Annotated in this window: 12 protein-coding genes; 2 read left to right on the top strand and 10 right to left on the bottom strand. The window is 69.8% G+C overall.

Annotation, left to right across the window (positions count from 1 at the left end; all coding sequences use genetic code 11):
• The 9 genes from rodA to OIU81_RS24725 all read right to left on the bottom strand — a co-directional run bounded on the left by rodA (position 1) and on the right by OIU81_RS24725 (position 10,658).
• A complete protein-coding gene (gene rodA / locus OIU81_RS24765) occupies positions 1-1,215 on the bottom strand; it encodes a rod shape-determining protein RodA (RefSeq protein ID WP_329151347.1) in 1,215 nt (404 codons plus the stop codon).
• On the bottom strand, positions 1,212-3,362 hold the full coding sequence (mrdA, locus tag OIU81_RS24760; RefSeq protein WP_329151346.1) for a penicillin-binding protein 2: 2,151 nt from the start codon (positions 3,360-3,362) through the stop codon (positions 1,212-1,214). Before mrdA ends, rodA begins: the two co-directional genes overlap by 4 nt.
• Before the next feature lie 51 nt (positions 3,363-3,413).
• Positions 3,414-4,127: a rod shape-determining protein MreD gene (gene mreD / locus OIU81_RS24755; RefSeq protein ID WP_329151345.1), complete on the bottom strand. Its 714-nt coding sequence runs from the start codon at positions 4,125-4,127 to the stop codon at positions 3,414-3,416.
• A 3-nt stretch (positions 4,128-4,130) separates the two neighbouring features.
• A complete protein-coding gene (gene mreC, locus OIU81_RS24750; protein WP_329151344.1) occupies positions 4,131-5,063 on the bottom strand; it encodes a rod shape-determining protein MreC in 933 nt (310 codons plus the stop codon).
• Positions 5,064-5,304: 241 nt separating this feature from the next.
• The gene (locus OIU81_RS24745) at positions 5,305-6,324 is read right to left on the bottom strand and encodes a rod shape-determining protein (RefSeq protein ID WP_003985182.1); all 1,020 of its coding nucleotides are present in this window, start codon (positions 6,322-6,324) and stop codon (positions 5,305-5,307) included.
• 294 nt (positions 6,325-6,618) lie between these two features.
• Complete coding sequence (gene ndk, locus OIU81_RS24740) at positions 6,619-7,032, bottom strand: nucleoside-diphosphate kinase (RefSeq protein ID WP_329151343.1); 414 nt, start codon at positions 7,030-7,032, stop codon at positions 6,619-6,621.
• Positions 7,033-7,175: 143 nt separating this feature from the next.
• Positions 7,176-7,520 (bottom strand): DUF4233 domain-containing protein, encoded by a 345-nt coding sequence (locus tag OIU81_RS24735; protein WP_329151342.1) that lies wholly within the window; start codon positions 7,518-7,520, stop codon positions 7,176-7,178.
• Between the two features lie 2 nt (positions 7,521-7,522).
• Positions 7,523-9,076, bottom strand: a complete 1,554-nt coding sequence (gene folC, locus OIU81_RS24730) for a bifunctional tetrahydrofolate synthase/dihydrofolate synthase (RefSeq protein ID WP_329151341.1) — start codon at positions 9,074-9,076, stop codon at positions 7,523-7,525.
• A gap of 133 nt (positions 9,077-9,209) precedes the next feature.
• Positions 9,210-10,658 (bottom strand): peptidoglycan D,D-transpeptidase FtsI family protein, encoded by a 1,449-nt coding sequence (locus OIU81_RS24725; protein WP_329151340.1) that lies wholly within the window; start codon positions 10,656-10,658, stop codon positions 9,210-9,212.
• Between the two features lie 240 nt (positions 10,659-10,898).
• Here OIU81_RS24725 and OIU81_RS24720 point away from each other — a divergent pair, with 240 nt between their 5' ends.
• The gene (locus OIU81_RS24720) at positions 10,899-12,110 is read left to right on the top strand and encodes a hypothetical protein (RefSeq protein WP_329155332.1); all 1,212 of its coding nucleotides are present in this window, start codon (positions 10,899-10,901) and stop codon (positions 12,108-12,110) included.
• Here the strand turns inward: OIU81_RS24720 and OIU81_RS24715 are convergent.
• A complete protein-coding gene (locus OIU81_RS24715; RefSeq protein ID WP_329151339.1) occupies positions 12,076-14,724 on the bottom strand; it encodes a valine--tRNA ligase in 2,649 nt (882 codons plus the stop codon). The genes OIU81_RS24720 and OIU81_RS24715 overlap by 35 nt on opposite strands.
• Before the next feature lie 176 nt (positions 14,725-14,900).
• On the opposite strand from OIU81_RS24715, the gene OIU81_RS24710 reads away from it, so the two are divergent.
• Positions 14,901-15,863, top strand: coding sequence for a hypothetical protein (locus OIU81_RS24710; RefSeq protein WP_329151338.1), 963 nt, complete (start codon positions 14,901-14,903; stop codon positions 15,861-15,863).
• Positions 15,864-15,884: the final 21 nt, after the last annotated feature.

The raw sequence follows: 15,884 nt of genomic DNA, 5'->3' as shown, positions 1-15,884 counted from the left end.
TCAGCGGGAGGCCGACAGCGGCCGCTGGACACGGATCGACTGCAGCAGCCCTATCGCGATCCAGACCGCGAACATGGAGGTGCCGCCGTAGGAGACGAACGGCAGTGGGAGGCCGGTGACCGGCATGATGCCGAGCGTCATGCCGATGTTCTCGAAGGACTGGAAGGCGAACCAGGCGATGATGCCGGCGGCGACGATGGTGCCGTAGAGCTCGGTGGACTCGCGGGCGATCCGGCAGGCGCGCCACAGCACGATGCCGAGCAGCACGATGATCAGGCCCGCGCCCAGGAAGCCGAGCTCCTCGCCGGCGACGGTGAAGATGAAGTCCGTCTGCTGTTCGGGGACGAACTGACCGGTGGTCTGGCTGCCGTGGAACAGGCCGGAACCGGTCAGTCCGCCGCCGCCGATCGCGATCCGGGCCTGGTTGGTGTTGTAGCCGACGCCCGCCGGGTCGAGGCTCGGATTGGCGAACGCGGCGAAGCGGGCGATCTGGTACTCGTCGAGCAGACCGAGCTGCCAGATGGCCACACAGCCGACGACGCCCGTGCCGCCCAGCCCCAGGATCCAGCGGTTGGAGGCGCCGGAGGCGAGCAGGACGCCGAGGATGACGGCGCCGAGCACCATGACCGAACCGAGGTCGGGCATCAGCAGGATGACCATGACCGGGACGGCGGCCAGCCCGAGGGCCTGGACGACGGTGCGGTGGTCGGGGTGCGGGCGGTCGCCCGCGTCGACCCGGGACGCCAGGATCATCGCCATGCCGAGGGTGATGGTGATCTTCGCGAACTCGGCGGGCTGGAGCGAGAATCCGCCGGGGATCGCCAGCCAGGAACGCGAGCCGTTGATGGTGGCGCCCAGCGGGGTCAGCACCAGCAGCGCGAGCACGACCGACAGGGCGTAGAGGATCGGGACCGCGCCGCGCAGGGTGCGGTGCCCGAGCCAGATGGTGGCGGCGGCCAGCGCCAGGCCGATGCCGGTGTTGAGGAGATGGTGCAGGAAGAAGAAGTACTCGTCGTCGTGGTTGAGCGCGGTGCGGTTGCGGGTGGCGGAGAACACCAGCACCGAGCCCATGAGCGACAGCGCCAGACAGGACAGCAGCAGTATCCAGTCCAGCTTGCGCACCACCGAGTCACGCGCCGTCAGCTTTCCCCAGGTGCCCAGCTCGGGGGTGTAGCGCCGGATCGAGAACGCCCGGGAGGTGTGGCTGGTCGTCATCGTGGACTCTCCGATGCGGACGGCGAGGGCGACGGCGGGGCGTACGGCTTGATGGGCTGGGCCTCGATGGAGCCATCGGTGTCGATCTTGGGCAGCCTGGCCTCCGGCTTCGGCAGCAGGGCGGCCTTCGGGTCGATGCCGCCCTTCTCGTCGACCCCGTAGAGCGCGTTGTAGATGTTGCGCACCGCGGGACCGGAGGCGCCGGAGCCCGTACCACCCTGGGCGATGGTCATGACGATCGTGTAGTCCTTGGTGTACGTCGCGAACCACGAGGTCGTCTGCTTGCCGTAGACCTCGGCCGTACCGGTCTTGGCATGCATCGGGATCTTGTCCTGGGGCCAGCCGCCGAACCGCCAGGCCGCGGTACCCCGGGTGGCGACGCCGGCGAGGGCGCCGTCCATCTGCGCGAGGGTCTTCTTCGTGACCGGCAGCTTGCCGTGCGGGTGGGGCTGGATCCGCTGGATGTGCTTGCCGTCGGGGCTGACGACGGCCTTGCCGACGGTCGGGTTGTAGAGCGTGCCGCCGTTGCTGATCGCGCCGTAGATGGTGGCCATCTGGATCGGGGTGACGAGGGTGTCGCCCTGGCCGATGGCGTAGTTGATCGAGTCGTAGGCGTGCAGCTTCATGCCCTCCAAGCAGCCCTCACGGGCGAGCTTGGTACCGAAGTCCTTCTTCTTCGGCCAGGCCTTGGCCTGCTGGCACCAGCCGGCTTTGTTGGCCTTCCAGAACGCGTTCTTCCACCTGCGGTCGGGGACCCGGCCGGTGACCTCGTTGGGGAGGTCGATGCCGGTCTCCTTGCCGAGGCCGAACTGGTGGGCGGTCTTGTAGAACCAGTCGTTGGGGTCCTTCTTGGGCTTGTCCCCGCCGTCCTTCTTCCACTCCTCGTGCGAGAGCCGGTAGAAGACGGTGTCGCAGGAGACCTCCAGCGCCCGGCCCAGGCTGATGTCGCCGTGGCCCTCGCCCTCGAAGTTCTTGAAGACCTGGCCGCCGATGCTGTACGAGCTGGTGCAGGGGTAGTGGCCGTTGAAGTCGTAGCCGGCATTGACCGCGGCCGAGGTCGAGATGACCTTGAAGATCGAGCCGGGGGCGGCCTGCCCCTGGATGGCGCGGTTCAGCAGCGGGTAGTCGGAGTCCTTGCCCGTGAGGTGGGCGTAGTCCTTCCCGGAGATCCCGCCGACCCAGGCGTTGGGGTCGTAGCTGGGGTTGGAGGCCATCGCCACCACCCGGCCGGTCTTGGCCTCCATGACGACCACGGCGCCCGAGTCGGCCTTGTAGTTGGTGCCGGTGTTCTTGTCGAACGAGTTGCGGGCGTCCTTCATGGCCTGGTCCAGCTGCTTTTCCGCTATGGCCTGCACACGGGCGTCGATGCTGGTGACGACGCTGGCTCCGGCCCGGCCCTTCTCGCTCTTGGCCTGGCCGATGACCCGGCCGAGGTTGTCGACCTCGTAGCGGGTGACGGCGGCCTTGCCGCGCAGCGCGCTGTCGTACGTACGCTCCAGCCCGGACCGGCCGATCTGGTCGGAGCGCAGCAGCGGCGAGCGGGTGTCCTTGGCCTTGTTGATCTCGGCGTCGGTGACCGGCGAGAGATAGCCCAGCACCTGGGCGGTGTTGGCGGTGCCGGGGGCGGCGTAGCGGCGGACGGCGGTCGGCTCGGCGCTGATGCCGGGGAAGTCCTCGGAGCGCTCACGGATCTGCAGCGCCTGCTGGGTGGTGGCCTCGTCGGTGATCGGGATCGGCTGGTAGGGCGAGCCGTTCCAGCAGGGCTGCGGCGTCTTGGAGTCGCACAGCCGCACCTTGTCGCGGATCTCCTTCGCCGACAGGCCGAGCACCCTGGCGAGCCGCCCGAGCACGGCCTTGCCGTCGTCCTTCATCTTCAGCAGGTCGGTACGGCTCGCGGAGACGACCAGCCGGGTCTGGTTGTCGGCCAGCGGCACTCCGCGGGCGTCGAGGATCGAGCCGCGGGTGGCGGGCTCGACGACCTGCTGGACGTGGTTGCTCCTGGCCTCGTTGGCGTACTCCTGGCCATTGCGGATCTGCAGATACCAGAGCCGGCCGCCGAGGGTGACCAGCAGGGAGAAGACCAGGATCTGGATCGCGATGAGCCGGACGGTGACCCGGGAGGTCCGGGTTTCCGGGAGATTACTCATGGCGCGCAGCGCCTCCATGAGGGGTGGTGGTCGGAAGGAGACGGGAGGGGGTCACAGTCGCTTGACCCCCTTGATGCGGCCCACCTTGTCGCGGGCGGACTTGCCGAGCAGACCGCCGCGCTGGCTGCCGATGCCGGCGCCGGAACGGAAGGACTTCATGGCGCCGCGGCTGGCCTTGAGGCCGGTGCCGGTGGTCAGCCAGCCGTACCCGCCGTCGCCGACGGAGCCGCTCGTACTGCCGGAGCCGTCACCGGCCAGCAGATCGCTGTCCGTTCTCCGCGCCAGCGCCATCACCAGCGGGACGGTGAAGGGGGCCAGCAGCAGGTCGTAGAGGGTGGCGCTGAGCAGCAGTCCGACGATGCCGACGTGCCGGGCGGCGGTGTCGCCGACCAGCGCGCCGACGCCGGCGTACATCAGCGTCGAGCCGATGGCGGCCCCGATGACGACGAGCAGCGGCAGCGTCGCCGAGCGGTGCCGGCCGGAGTCCGGGCGGGTCAGGCCCGCGGCATAGCCGATGACGCAGAGCACCAGCGCGTAGCGGCCGATGGCGTGGTCGGACGGCGGGGCGAGGTCGGCCAGCAGCCCGGCGAAGAAGCCGATGAGCGCGCCGCCGACGTGGCCGTAGACCAGCGCCAGGGCGACCACGACGAGCAGCAGCAGGTCCGGTACCGCGCCGGGAAGTTGCAGCCGGGCCAGGATCGTGACCTGGATGACGAGGGCGACGACCACCAGCGGGGCCGAGAGCAGGATCCGGTTGATGCGCATCGGTCAGCTCCTGGGAGAAGCGCTCGCGGAGGGGGAGGCCGTGACGGTGACCGTCGGCGTCGGTTTGGGCTTGGCGGGCCGCGGCGGCAGCACGGTGTCACGCGGGTCCTCGCGGGGCGGCTGGACCACGACGCCGACGATGTCGAGCTGGGAGAAGGCGACGTAGGGCCGGACCTGGAGGGTGCGGGTCAGATCGCCGTTGAACGGCTCGACCCTGACGACCCTGCCGACCGGCACACCCGGCACGAACGGCTTGTCCTTGCTGGAGCCGAAGGTGACCAGGCGGTCGCCCTTCTTGATGTTGGCCCGGCCGTTGAGGAGCTGCACGCGCAGCGAGCGGACGCCCTGCCCGTTGGCGAAGCCGATCTCGTTGGTCTTCTCCATGCGGGTGCCGACGGTGAAGTCGGGGTCGGCGGCCAGCAGGACCGTGGAGGTGCCGGGGGCGACGGTGGTGACCCGGCCGACCAGACCGTCGCCGTTGAGCACGGTCATGTCGCGGGCGATGCCGTCGCGGCTGCCGGCGTCGATGGTGATGGTCCAGGAGAAGCCCTGGGCCGAGCCGATGGCGATGACCTGGGCGCCCTTGATGGCGTACTGGCCGGTGCCCGCGGTCTTGAGGATCTTGTCGAGCTCGGCGGCGCGGTTGCGGTTGCGGTCGGAGGAGCCGAGTTTGGCCTTCAGCGCCTCGTTCTGGTGCTCCAGCGTGCTGATCCGGTCGTGCCGCCGGCCGGAGTCGCGTACGGCGCCCACGGCGTTGCCGACCGGGTCGACGACGCGGGCGACACCGCTTTCGACCGGCCCGAAGGCGGAGGCGGCGGCATGCCGGGCACCATCGAGCGGGGACTGTTCGCCGCCGCGGATATCGACCGTGATCAGCGCGAACGCGATCGCGACCAGCAGCACCAGCAGCAGCCGGCTCTCTCGTGTGTCCCTCACGTGCGGCGGCCGTGTCCTTCCTCGTAGGACCGGCCGGCTGCGGGCCCCGCCGGTCTCGTTCGGGAGTTGAGCGTTGTGCCTGATGTGACGGTGCCGGATGGTGAAGTGTCAGGCGCCGTGTCTGTTGGGATGTGTGCCTGTATATCAGCGATCCGGCGGACGGATCGGCCGCTGTCGCCGTGCCGTCCGGCCGCCGCGGCCCTCGTGTGACGGGCGCGGCGCCGGACGGACCGGGCGGGTGTTACCTGCGCGGCTGGGAATCGAGGACCTGCTGGAGCGCCTCGAACTCCTCCACGCACTTGCCGGAGCCCAGCGCGACGGAGTCGAGCGGGTCCTCGGCGATGTGGATGGGCATACCGGTCTCGCGGCGCAGCCGCTCGTCGAGGCCGCGGAGCAGGGCGCCGCCTCCGGTGAGCACGATGCCGCGGTCCATGACGTCACCGGACAGCTCCGGCGGGCACTTGTCGAGAGTCGTCTTGACCGCGTCGACGATGGAGTTGACCGGCTCCTCGATGGCCTTGCGGACCTCGGCGGCCGAGATCACGACGGTCTTCGGCAGGCCGGAGACCAGGTCGCGGCCGCGGATCTCGGTGTGCTCGTCCTGTTCGAGGTCGTACGCCGAGCCGATGGTGATCTTGATGCTCTCGGCGGTGCGCTCGCCCAGCAGAAGGCTGTACTCCTTCTTGATGTGCTGGATGATCGCGTTGTCGAGCTCGTCGCCGGCCACCCGGATGGACTGGGCGGTGACGATGCCGCCGAGCGAGATGACCGCGACCTCGGTGGTACCGCCGCCGATGTCCACGACCATGTTGCCGGTGGCCTCGTGGACCGGCAGACCGGACCCGATCGCGGCGGCCATCGGCTCCTCGATGATGTGCACCTGGCGCGCGCCGGCCTGGGTCGAGGCCTCGATGACGGCACGGCGCTCAACTCCGGTGATGCCGGAGGGCACACACACCACGACCCGCGGGCGGGCCAGATAGCGCCGCTTGTGGATCTTGAGGATGAAGTAGCGGAGCATCCGCTCGGTGATCTCGAAATCGGCGATCACGCCGTCTTTCAGGGGCCGTACGGCGACGATGTTGCCGGGCGTGCGCCCGATCATCTTCTTCGCCTCAGCACCTACCGCGAGGATGCCGCCGGTGTTGGTGTTGATGGCCACGACCGACGGTTCGTTGAGAACGATTCCGCGGCCCCTGACGTACACCAGCGTGTTGGCGGTCCCGAGGTCGACAGCCATGTCACGGCCGATGAACGACATGTTGTTCCCCATGAGGATACGTCTGGCCTTCCCAACTGGAGCGAATGCTTACTGGAGGTCGGCAGGAGGTGATGCGCTGCGAGGCGCGGAAGCCTCCATGGTAGTTCGTAGTGCGCCCACTCGAACACGTCGGGAGGCTGTTCCGCCATTGTCAGCCGTACACGTTCCCGGCCCCCTCAATGGTGACGTCGTGTCGCGGTGATGCGTTCCCCCGATCGTGTCGTATACACCAAAGGGCGACCGATGTTTTTCTCGGTCGCCCCTGGTCACGAGGGGTGTACAGCTGATGAGGCGTCAGGAAATCCCGGGGAAGAAAATCTTGATCTCACGCTCGGCGGACTCTTCGGAATCCGAGGCATGGATCAGATTCTCCCGGGTGATCGTTCCGAAGTCCCCACGAATGGACCCACTCGGCGCGGCAATCGGGTCAGTCGGACCGGCCAGCGCCCGCACGCCCTCGATCACCCGCTCGCCCTCGACGACCATCGAGACCACCGGACCGGTGGACATGAACGCGACCAGCGGCTCGTAGAACTCCCGGCCGACGTGCTCGGCGTAGTGCTGCTCGAGGAGCGCCCGGTCGAGGGTCCGCATCTCCAGCGCGCTGATCGTCCAGCCTGCCTTCCGCTCGATACGGCCGAGGATCTCGCCGATCAGACCCCGCTGGACGGCGTCGGGCTTGAGGAGGACGAGGGTGCGCTGGCTCACGGAGGGACTCCCTGGATATGAACAATGGTCAGCGGGTGCACTGAGGCTACAGGGGCGCCCCCACCAGCCGTCACCCGCCCACCCGGCGGTCCCGCGCGGCGGATCACGCCCCTGCGGACGTGCTCCGCCGCCGGGCGCGCGGGTCAGCCCGCGGTCGGCTCCCCCTCCGCCCAACGGGCCTTCGCCGCATCGATCTTGCGACCGTAGTGGACCGATGCCCACCACAGGGCCGCGAAGACCGCGCCGAGGAAGAACATCGTCGGGATCACGAAGCCGCTGGCGACCAGGGCGAGCTGCAGCAGCCAGCCAAGCTGGACGCCACCCGGACGGGTCAGCATCCCGCACAGCAGGATGCTCAGCAGCATCGCGATCCCGCTGACCGTCCAGATCGTGGCCGTCGGGAGGTCGGACATCTGCATCGCCACCAGGCCGGCGAAGCCGATGACGAAGAATTCACCTATCAGAGTGCTCGCACACAGCGTGCGCACGGTCAGCCCCTTCCCATCAGCAGCCGGGCCTCGCCGACCGTGATCACCGAACCGGTCACCAGCACCCCCGCGCCGGAGAACTCGCCCTCCTCCTCGGCGAGGGTGATCGCCACCTCCAGGGCGTCGTCGAGCCGCGGCTCGACCTGCACCCGCTCGGCGCCGAAGACCTCGACCGCCACGGCCGCCAGCTCATCGGGATCCATCGCACGATGGCTGGAATTACGCGTCACCACGATCTCGGCGAAGATCGGCTCGAAGGCCTCCAGGAAGCCCCGGACGTCCTTGTCCGCACTGGCGCCGACGACGCCCACCAGCCGGCTGAACCCGAAGGCCTCGGTGACCGCCTCGGCGGCCGCCCGCGCACCGGCCGGGTTGTGCGCCGCGTCCAGCACGACGGTGGGGCTGCGCCGTACGACCTCCATCCGGCCGGGCGAGGTGACGGCGGCGAACGCGGAGCGGATGGTGTCGAGGTCGAGCGTGCGGGCGTGCTCCGAACCGACGCCGAAGAAGGCCTCCACCGCGGCGAGCGCCACCGCGGCGTTGTGCGCCTGGTGGGCGCCGTACAGCGGAAGGAAGATCTCCGGGTATTCGCCGCCCAGCCCGCGCAGCGTCAGCATCTGCCCGCCGACCGCGACCTCACGGGCGATGACCCCGAACTCCATGCCCTCCCGGGCGACCGTGGCATCCACCTCGACCGCGCGCTTGAGCATCACCGACGCCGCGTCCACCGGCTGCTGAGCCAGCACGACCGTGGCGTCCTTCTTGATGATCCCGGACTTCTCGCCGGCGATCTGCTCGGGCGTCTCCCCCAGCCGGTCGGTGTGGTCCAGCGCGATGGGGGTGACCACGGCGACATCGCCGTCGATGACGTTCGTCGCGTCCCAGGTGCCGCCCATGCCGACCTCGACGACCGCGATGTCCACGGGGGTGTCCGCGAAGGCGGCGTACGCCATCGCCGTCAGCACCTCGAAGAACGACAGGCGGTACTCCTGCTGGGCGTCGACCATCTCCACATACGGGGCGATGTCGCGGTAGGTCTCGATGAACCGCTCGGCGGAGATCGGCGCGGCGTCCAGGCTGATCCGCTCGGTGATCGACTGGACGTGCGGGCTGGTGTAGCGGCCGGTGCGCAGATCGAAGGCGGACAGCAGGGCCTCGATCATCCGGGCGGTGCTGGTCTTGCCGTTGGTGCCGGTGATGTGGATGGACGGATACGCCCGTTGGGGCGAGCCGAGGATGTCCAGCAGCGCCGCGATGCGCTGCACCGAGGGGTCGAGCTTGGTCTCGCCCCAGCGGCCGGCCAGCTCCTCCTCGACCTCGCGCAGCGCACGGTCGACCTCGGGGTCGGCCGGCCGGGCCGGGATCCCGTCCCCCTGCGGCGGCCCGGCCTGGGCCCGCAAGGTCCGGCTGCCGGCCTCGATCACCGCGAGATCGGGGGATGGGGTCTCCCCTGCTTGAGCGGAGTCGAGAGCTTGGGGATGGTCGGTCTCCGCCTCGACCATGTCGTCGAAGGCATCGTTCGGGTCGGGGTCGTCGTTTTCGGGGCGCTCGCTCACGTCGACCAGTCTACGAGGCCCCTCTGACAGCGGTGCGCTGAGCTGGCTGCGCCGAGACCGAGCCGTCACCCCGGGGCCGGCGCGGCCGCCCGGGGCCCGGGCCCCGGGCGGCCGCGCCGGCGCCGCCCCGCGCCTACGGCAGTGCCGCCTTCATCATGGCCCGCGCGATCGGGCCCGCCAGACCGTTGCCGGAGACCTCGTTGCGGGCGGCGTGGCCGTCCTCGACCATCACGGCCACCGCCACCTGGTGCCCCTTGCCGTCCTCGGCGTACGAGACGAACCAGGCGTAGGGCGTACCGCTGTTGTCGACGCCGTGCTGGGCGGTACCGGTCTTGCCGCCGACGGTCAGTCCGTCGATCTTCGCCCCGGACCCGGTGCCCTTGTCCACCACCGTCTGCATGGCCGACCGCAGCTGCTCCGCCGTGCGCCCCGACATCGCCTTGCGGTACGTCTTCGGGCCGTTCTCCTGGACGGTGTTGCCGCCGCCGTCGGTCAGCTTGTCGACCAGCTGCGGGGTCTTCAGCTCGCCACCGTTCTGGATGGCCGCGGAGACCATCGCCATCTGGAGCGGGGTCGCCTGGTCGTTGAACTGGCCGATACCGGACAGCGCGGTCTGCGCGTCGTCCATGTCGCCGGGGTAGACGCTCTTGGCGGCCCGCACCGGAGTGTCGATCTTGCCGTCGTTGAAGCCGAGCTTCTCGGCCTGTGCCTTCACCTTGTCCTTGCCCAGCTCCACGGCCATCTTCCCGAAGACGGTGTTGCAGGAGTACTGGAGCGCGGTGCGGATGTTCGCGTTCTTGCAGGGCGCGGAGGTGTTCTCGTTGGTGAGCTTGGTGCGGGTGTGCGGGAGGGTGTACGGGTCGGGGCTGTCGGTGGGCTCGTCCACCGAGGAGTACAGGCCGTTCTCCAGCGCGGCCGCGGCGACCACCAGCTTGAAGGTGGAGCCCGGCGGCAGCGGCTGCCGCAGCGCCCGGTTGACCTCGGGGCTGTCCGGGTCGTCGGACAGCTTCTGCCACGCCTTCTGGTCGGCGCCCGACGACCCGGCGAACTTCCCGGGGTCGTACGAGGGCGTGCTGACCATGCCGAGGATCCGCCCGGTGGCCGGGTCCATGGCCACGGCCGCGCCCTTCTTGCCGCCCAGCGCCCGGTAGCCGGCCTGCTGCACCTTCGGGTCGATGGTGGTGGCCACATCTCCGCCCTTGGCACGCTCGCGGGTCAGCGCGTCGGCCGGGCTCTGCAGCCTGCTGTCGGAGCCGTCGAGCAGGTCGCCGTAGAGGCTCTCCAGCTGGTTGCTCCCGTAGATCTGCGAGCTGAAGCCGGTCACCGGCGCGTACATCGGGCCGTCCTTGTACGTCCGCTTGTACTTGAGCGTCGAGGAGGTGGCGGCGGAGCCGGTGACCGGCTCACCGCCGACGAGGATGTTGCCCAGCGGCGCGGAGTATTTGCCGATCGCGACCCGCGGATTGTGCGGGTCCTCCTTGTAGTCACTGGCCTTCGCGCCCTGGATCCAGGTGGCCCAGCCCATCAGTGCGAGGATCAGCGCCAGACAGAAGATCGCGGCCCGTCGCAGGGGTTTGTTCACGGTGCGCGGCTCCTCCGTACGGGACGTGCGGTACGGCCGGAACGTCGGTATTCCGGCATTTCCGGTCCACCGTGCCTCGGCTTCATGAGAGGGCCATGAGAACGGCCGCCGTACCGGGCCGGACAACTTTCCGCCGCGTTTCCCCCTCTTCCATGGCGGGCTGCGGGCAGCCCCGGGTGATCACCGCGGTACGGCGGACGGGAAGGCAGGAGCTGAGGGGTGCCGGCAATCAGTCAGCGGATGCATTTGGTCCTGCTCAGCGCCTGGACCGTGCTGTGGTTCGTGCTCGTGGAACCGCACGGCGGATTCTCCTGGCACTATCTGCACACCGGCGGCCAGCTGATCTACCAGGGCACCTCGGACCACGGCACCGGCGGGCTCAATCTCTACGCACACCACCCCGAGCTCCAGATGGGCCCGCTCAGCTTTCTGACGGCCGGGCTGTTCAACCCGTTCCCCGAGGTCACCGGCCAGTTTCTGGCCGCGGCCCTGATGTCGCTGCTCGGCCTGGTCATCGTGGTGCTGGCCGGCCGCAGCGCCGCTTACCACTTCCTGGGCACCGGCACCAACCACCAGCGGCTGCGGCAGCGCGTGCTGATCGCCGGGCTGGCCTTCATCCCCATGTGGATCGAGGTCTCGGTCCGCTTCGGGCATCTCGACGACGTCCTCGCGCTGTTCTTCACCGCCCTCGCGGTCCGCGCCGTCACCCGCGGCGACGCCGCCCTCACCGGCCTCTTCCTGGCCCTCGCGATGGACTCCAAGCCCACCGCCCTCGCCTTCCTCCCGCTGCTGCTCGCCCTGCCGAGGGAGAAGTGGCTGCGGGCCGGCCTGTGGTGCGCGGGCCTGGTCGCCGTCGCCTGGCTGCCCTTCTTCCTGGGCGATTCCCACTCCTTCGCCGCGGCGCAGTTCACCATCCCCAACCAGCCGGCGTCCGCCCTGCGCTGGCTGGGTGTCGGCGACCCGAAGACGCCCGGCTGGGACCGCCCCGCCCAGGCCGCCCTGGGGCTCGCGCTGGGCACCCTCGCCGTCTGGCGCGGCCGCTGGGCGGCGGTGGTGCTGCTGGGCGCCAATGCCCGGATCGTGCTCGATCCGAGCGTCTACACGTACTACACGGCGTCCGTGCTGCTCGGCACCCTGCTCTGGGACGTCATCGGCCAGCGCCGGCTGGTGCCCTGGTGGAGCTGGCTGGGCCTGCTCGTCCTCTACGGCAGCGTCTTCGCCGTTCCCGACGACGCCGCCCGGGGCCTGATCCGGCTGGCCTTCGTGGCCGTCTCGACGGCGTATGTGCTGCTCTGGCCGGTACGCGAACGCGGGGGGCGGGGACGGCGCAGGCCCCCCGCCCGTACGGACGAGGGGCCTGCGCACAGCGCTCCCGAAGAGGGCCGCCCGGATCCCGGACCGTGGCCGGGCCCGGCGGCTACGCCTGAGGCAGGGCCGCCAGCTGCGCGGTGATCCGGACGATGTCCGCCTCCGCGGCCGCCAGCCGGACGCGGATCTTGTCCACGACCTTCTCCGGCGCCTTGGCGAGGAACGCCTCGTTGCCGAGCTTGCCGGTGGCCTGCGCCTTCTCCTTCTGGGCCGCGGCCAGGTCCTTCTCCAGCCGCTTGCGCTCCGCCTCGACGTCGATCGCGCCGGAGAGGTCCAGGGCCACCGTCGCGCCCGCGACCGGCAGCGAGGCGGTCGCGCTGAAGTCCTCTCCCGCCGGCTGCAGCCGCAGCAGGGAGCGCATCGCGGCCTCGTGCGCGGCCAGCGCCGTACCGGACAGGTCCAGCCGCGCCGGGACCTTCTGGCCGGGCTGCAGCCCCTGGTCGGAGCGGAAGCGCCGGACCTCGGTGACGACCTGCTGCACGGTCTCGATCTCCCGCTCGGCCGCCGCGTCCCGGAAGCCGCCCGGGGCGTCGGCCCCGGCGACGAGGACCGCCTTCGGCCAGTCGGCGATCACGACCGACTCACCGCCGGTCAGCGTCGTCCACAGGGTCTCGGTGACGAACGGCACGACCGGGTGCAGCAGTCGCAGCGTGACGTCCAGCACCTCGCCCAGCACCCGCCGCGAGGCCTCGGCGGCCGGTCCGCCCGCCTGGAACGTGGTCTTGGACAGCTCGACGTACCAGTCGAAGACCTCGTCCCACGCGAAGTGGAAGAGGGTGTCCGACAGCTTCGCGAACTGGTAGTCGTCGTAGTACGCGTCGACCTCGGCGACGACCGAGTTCAGCCGGGAGAGGATCCACCGGTCGGTCGCCGACAGCTGCTCGGCGGGCGGGAGTTCGCCCTCCACCGTCGCGCCGTTCATCAGCGCGAAGCGGGTGGCGTTCCAGATCTTGTTGGCGAAGTTGCGCGAGCCCTGGACCCAGTCCTCGCCGATCGGGACGTCGACGCCCGGGTTCGCCCCGCGCGCCAGCGTGAACCGGACGGCGTCCGAGCCGTAGGCGTCCATCCAGTCCAGCGGATTGACCGCGTTCCCGAAGGACTTGGACATCTTCTTGCCGAACTGGTCACGGACCATGCCGTGCAGCGCGATGGTGTGGAACGGCGGGGTGCCGTCCATCGCGTACAGCCCGAACATCATCATCCGGGCGACCCAGAAGAAGAGGATGTCGTAGCCGGTGACCAGGACGGAGTTCGGATAGAACTTCCCGACGCTGGGGGTCTGCTCGGGCCAGCCGAGGGTGGAGAACGGCCACAGCCCGGAGGAGAACCAGGTGTCCAGGACGTCGGTGTCCTGGGTCCAGCCCTCGCCGGTGGGCGCCTCGTCGTCCGGTCCGACGCAGACGACCTCGCCGTTCGGGCCGTACCAGACGGGGATCCGGTGGCCCCACCACAACTGCCGTGAGATGCACCAGTCGTGGAGGTTGTCGACCCAGCCGAAGTAGCGGGACTCCATCTCCTTGGGGTGGATCGCGACCTTGCCGTCACGGACGGCGTCCCCCGCGGCCTTCGCCAGCGGACCGACCTTGACCCACCACTGCATCGACAGCCGCGGCTCGATGGTGGTCTTGCAGCGCGAGCAGTGTCCGACGGAGTGGGTGTACGGGCGCTTCTCGGCGACGATCCGGCCCTCGGCGCGCAGCGCACCGACGATCGCGGAACGGGCCTCGAAGCGGTCCAGGCCCTGGAAGGGACCGTGCGCCGTGATGACGCCGCGCTCGTCGAGGACGGCGAGGTTGGGCAGGTCGTGCCGGCGGCCGATCTCGAAGTCGTTGGGGTCGTGGGCCGGGGTGACCTTGACCGCGCCGGTGCCGAACTCCGGGTCGACGTGCTCGTCGGCGACGACCGGGATCCGGCGGCCGGTCAGCGGCAACTCGATCTCGGTGCCGATGAGATGGGCGTAGCGCCCGTCCGCCGGGTGGACCGCGACGGCGGTGTCGCCGAGCATCGTCTCGGCGCGGGTGGTCGCCACGACGATGGAGTTGTCGCCCTCGCCGTAGCGGATGGAGACCAGCTCGCCGTCGTCGTCCTGGTACTCGACCTCGATGTCCGAGATCGCGGTCAGGCAGCGCGGGCACCAGTTGATGATGCGCTCGGCGCGGTAGATCAACTCGTCGTCGTAGAGCCGCTTGAAGATCGTCTGGACGGCCTTGGAGAGGCCCTCGTCCATGGTGAAGCGCTCGCGCGACCAGGCGATGCCGTCGCCGAGCCGGCGCATCTGGCCGGAGATCTGGCCGCCGGACTCGTTCTTCCACTGCCAGACGCGCTCGACGAAGGCCTCACGGCCCAGGTCGTGCCGGGAGACGCCCTCCTTGGCGAGCTCGCGCTCGACGACGTTCTGGGTGGCGATACCGGCGTGGTCCATGCCCGGCTGCCAGAGCGTCTCGTAGCCCTGCATGCGCTTGCGGCGAGTGAGGGCGTCGATCAGCGTGTGCTCGAAGGCGTGCCCCAGGTGCAGGGAGCCGGTGACGTTCGGCGGCGGAATGACGATCGTGTACGGCGGCTTGTCGCTCTTCTCGTCCGCCTCGAAGTAGCCGCGCTCTACCCAGCGCTCGTACAGCGGCCCCTCTACCTCGGCCGGCGTGTACTGAGTCGGCAGTTCGGGGGCGCTGTGGTTGCTCTGCTGAGTGTTCTCGGTCACGACGCACAGTGTACGGGCGCGGATGTCGCGGCTTCGAATCGGTTTCGCCCCCGGCGCCACGGCTGTCGGCGGCGTCGTACAGGATGTCGGCAGCGCAGGAACATCGCAGCACTTCACACACAGAACTTCACAAGCAGAACTCAACTGTCTTCAGTTGTCACGAGGGGAACCGCTCCATGAGCTACAACCAGCCGCCTCCCGGCCCGTACGGCCAGCAGCCCCCGCACCCGGGTCCGTACGGCCAGCCGCAGCAGCCGCCGGCCCCGCAGCCGGGCTACGGCTACCCGCAGCAGGGCGGCCCGGTACCGGGGCAGCAGGGTTACGGCTACCCGCAGCAGGTTCCCCAGCAGGCCCCTCAGCAGGGTTACGGCTACCCCCAGCAGCCCGCGCAGCCCGGCTACGGCCAGCAGGCCCCGTACGGCGGCCAGGGCCAGCAGACCCCCTACGGCATGATCCCCCAGGGCGCCCCGGAGTCCGGCGGCAACGGCAAGAAGATCGGCCTGATCGCCGGCGCGGTCGTGGTGGTCGCGGCCATCGGCATCGGCGCGTACTTCGTCTTCGGCTCGGGCGGCGACGTGGCCCCCTACACGATCTCCCTCCCGGACAAGCTGCTGAGCGGGGAGTACAGCAAGGCTCTCGGCTCCCCCGCCGGTGCCGTCAAGGACGTCTCGAACGACAAGGACGCCAAGGCGATGGGGATCACGGACAGCAAGGCGGTGTCCGGCAAATACGCCAACGTCGCCAAGCTGCAGCTGAATGTGGGCGGTGTCTACGGCAAGGTCGCCGACCCGGAGTCGGCCGTGGACCAGGCGTTCGCCAGGCTGGAAGAGGACCAGAACAAGAACTCGGCCGGCCAGGGCCTCAAGATCGAGACGGTCTCCGGTCCCACCGCGTACTCGCCGAGCGGCTTCGACGGCGCGGTCATGAAGTGCAAGGAGCAGAAGCTCTCCGCCGCCCAGGGCGGCGTGAACGTGGCGGTGAGCTTCTCGATGTGCATCTGGGGCGACAGCAGCGCGATCGGCACGGTCTCGGTGGTCCCGACCCCCTCGCCCAGCGGGGAGAGCGGGAAGGCGCCCAGCGCCGAGCAGCTGTCGGTCATGACGGCGAAGGTGCGCAACGAGGTCCGCAAGGAGAAGTAACCGCGGTCCGCACGACGAGAG

It is taken from the genome of Streptomyces sp. NBC_01454, from assembly GCF_036227565.1.
Lineage (GTDB): Bacteria > Actinomycetota > Actinomycetes > Streptomycetales > Streptomycetaceae > Streptomyces.
This window is presented reverse-complemented; position numbering and strand designations above follow the sequence as displayed.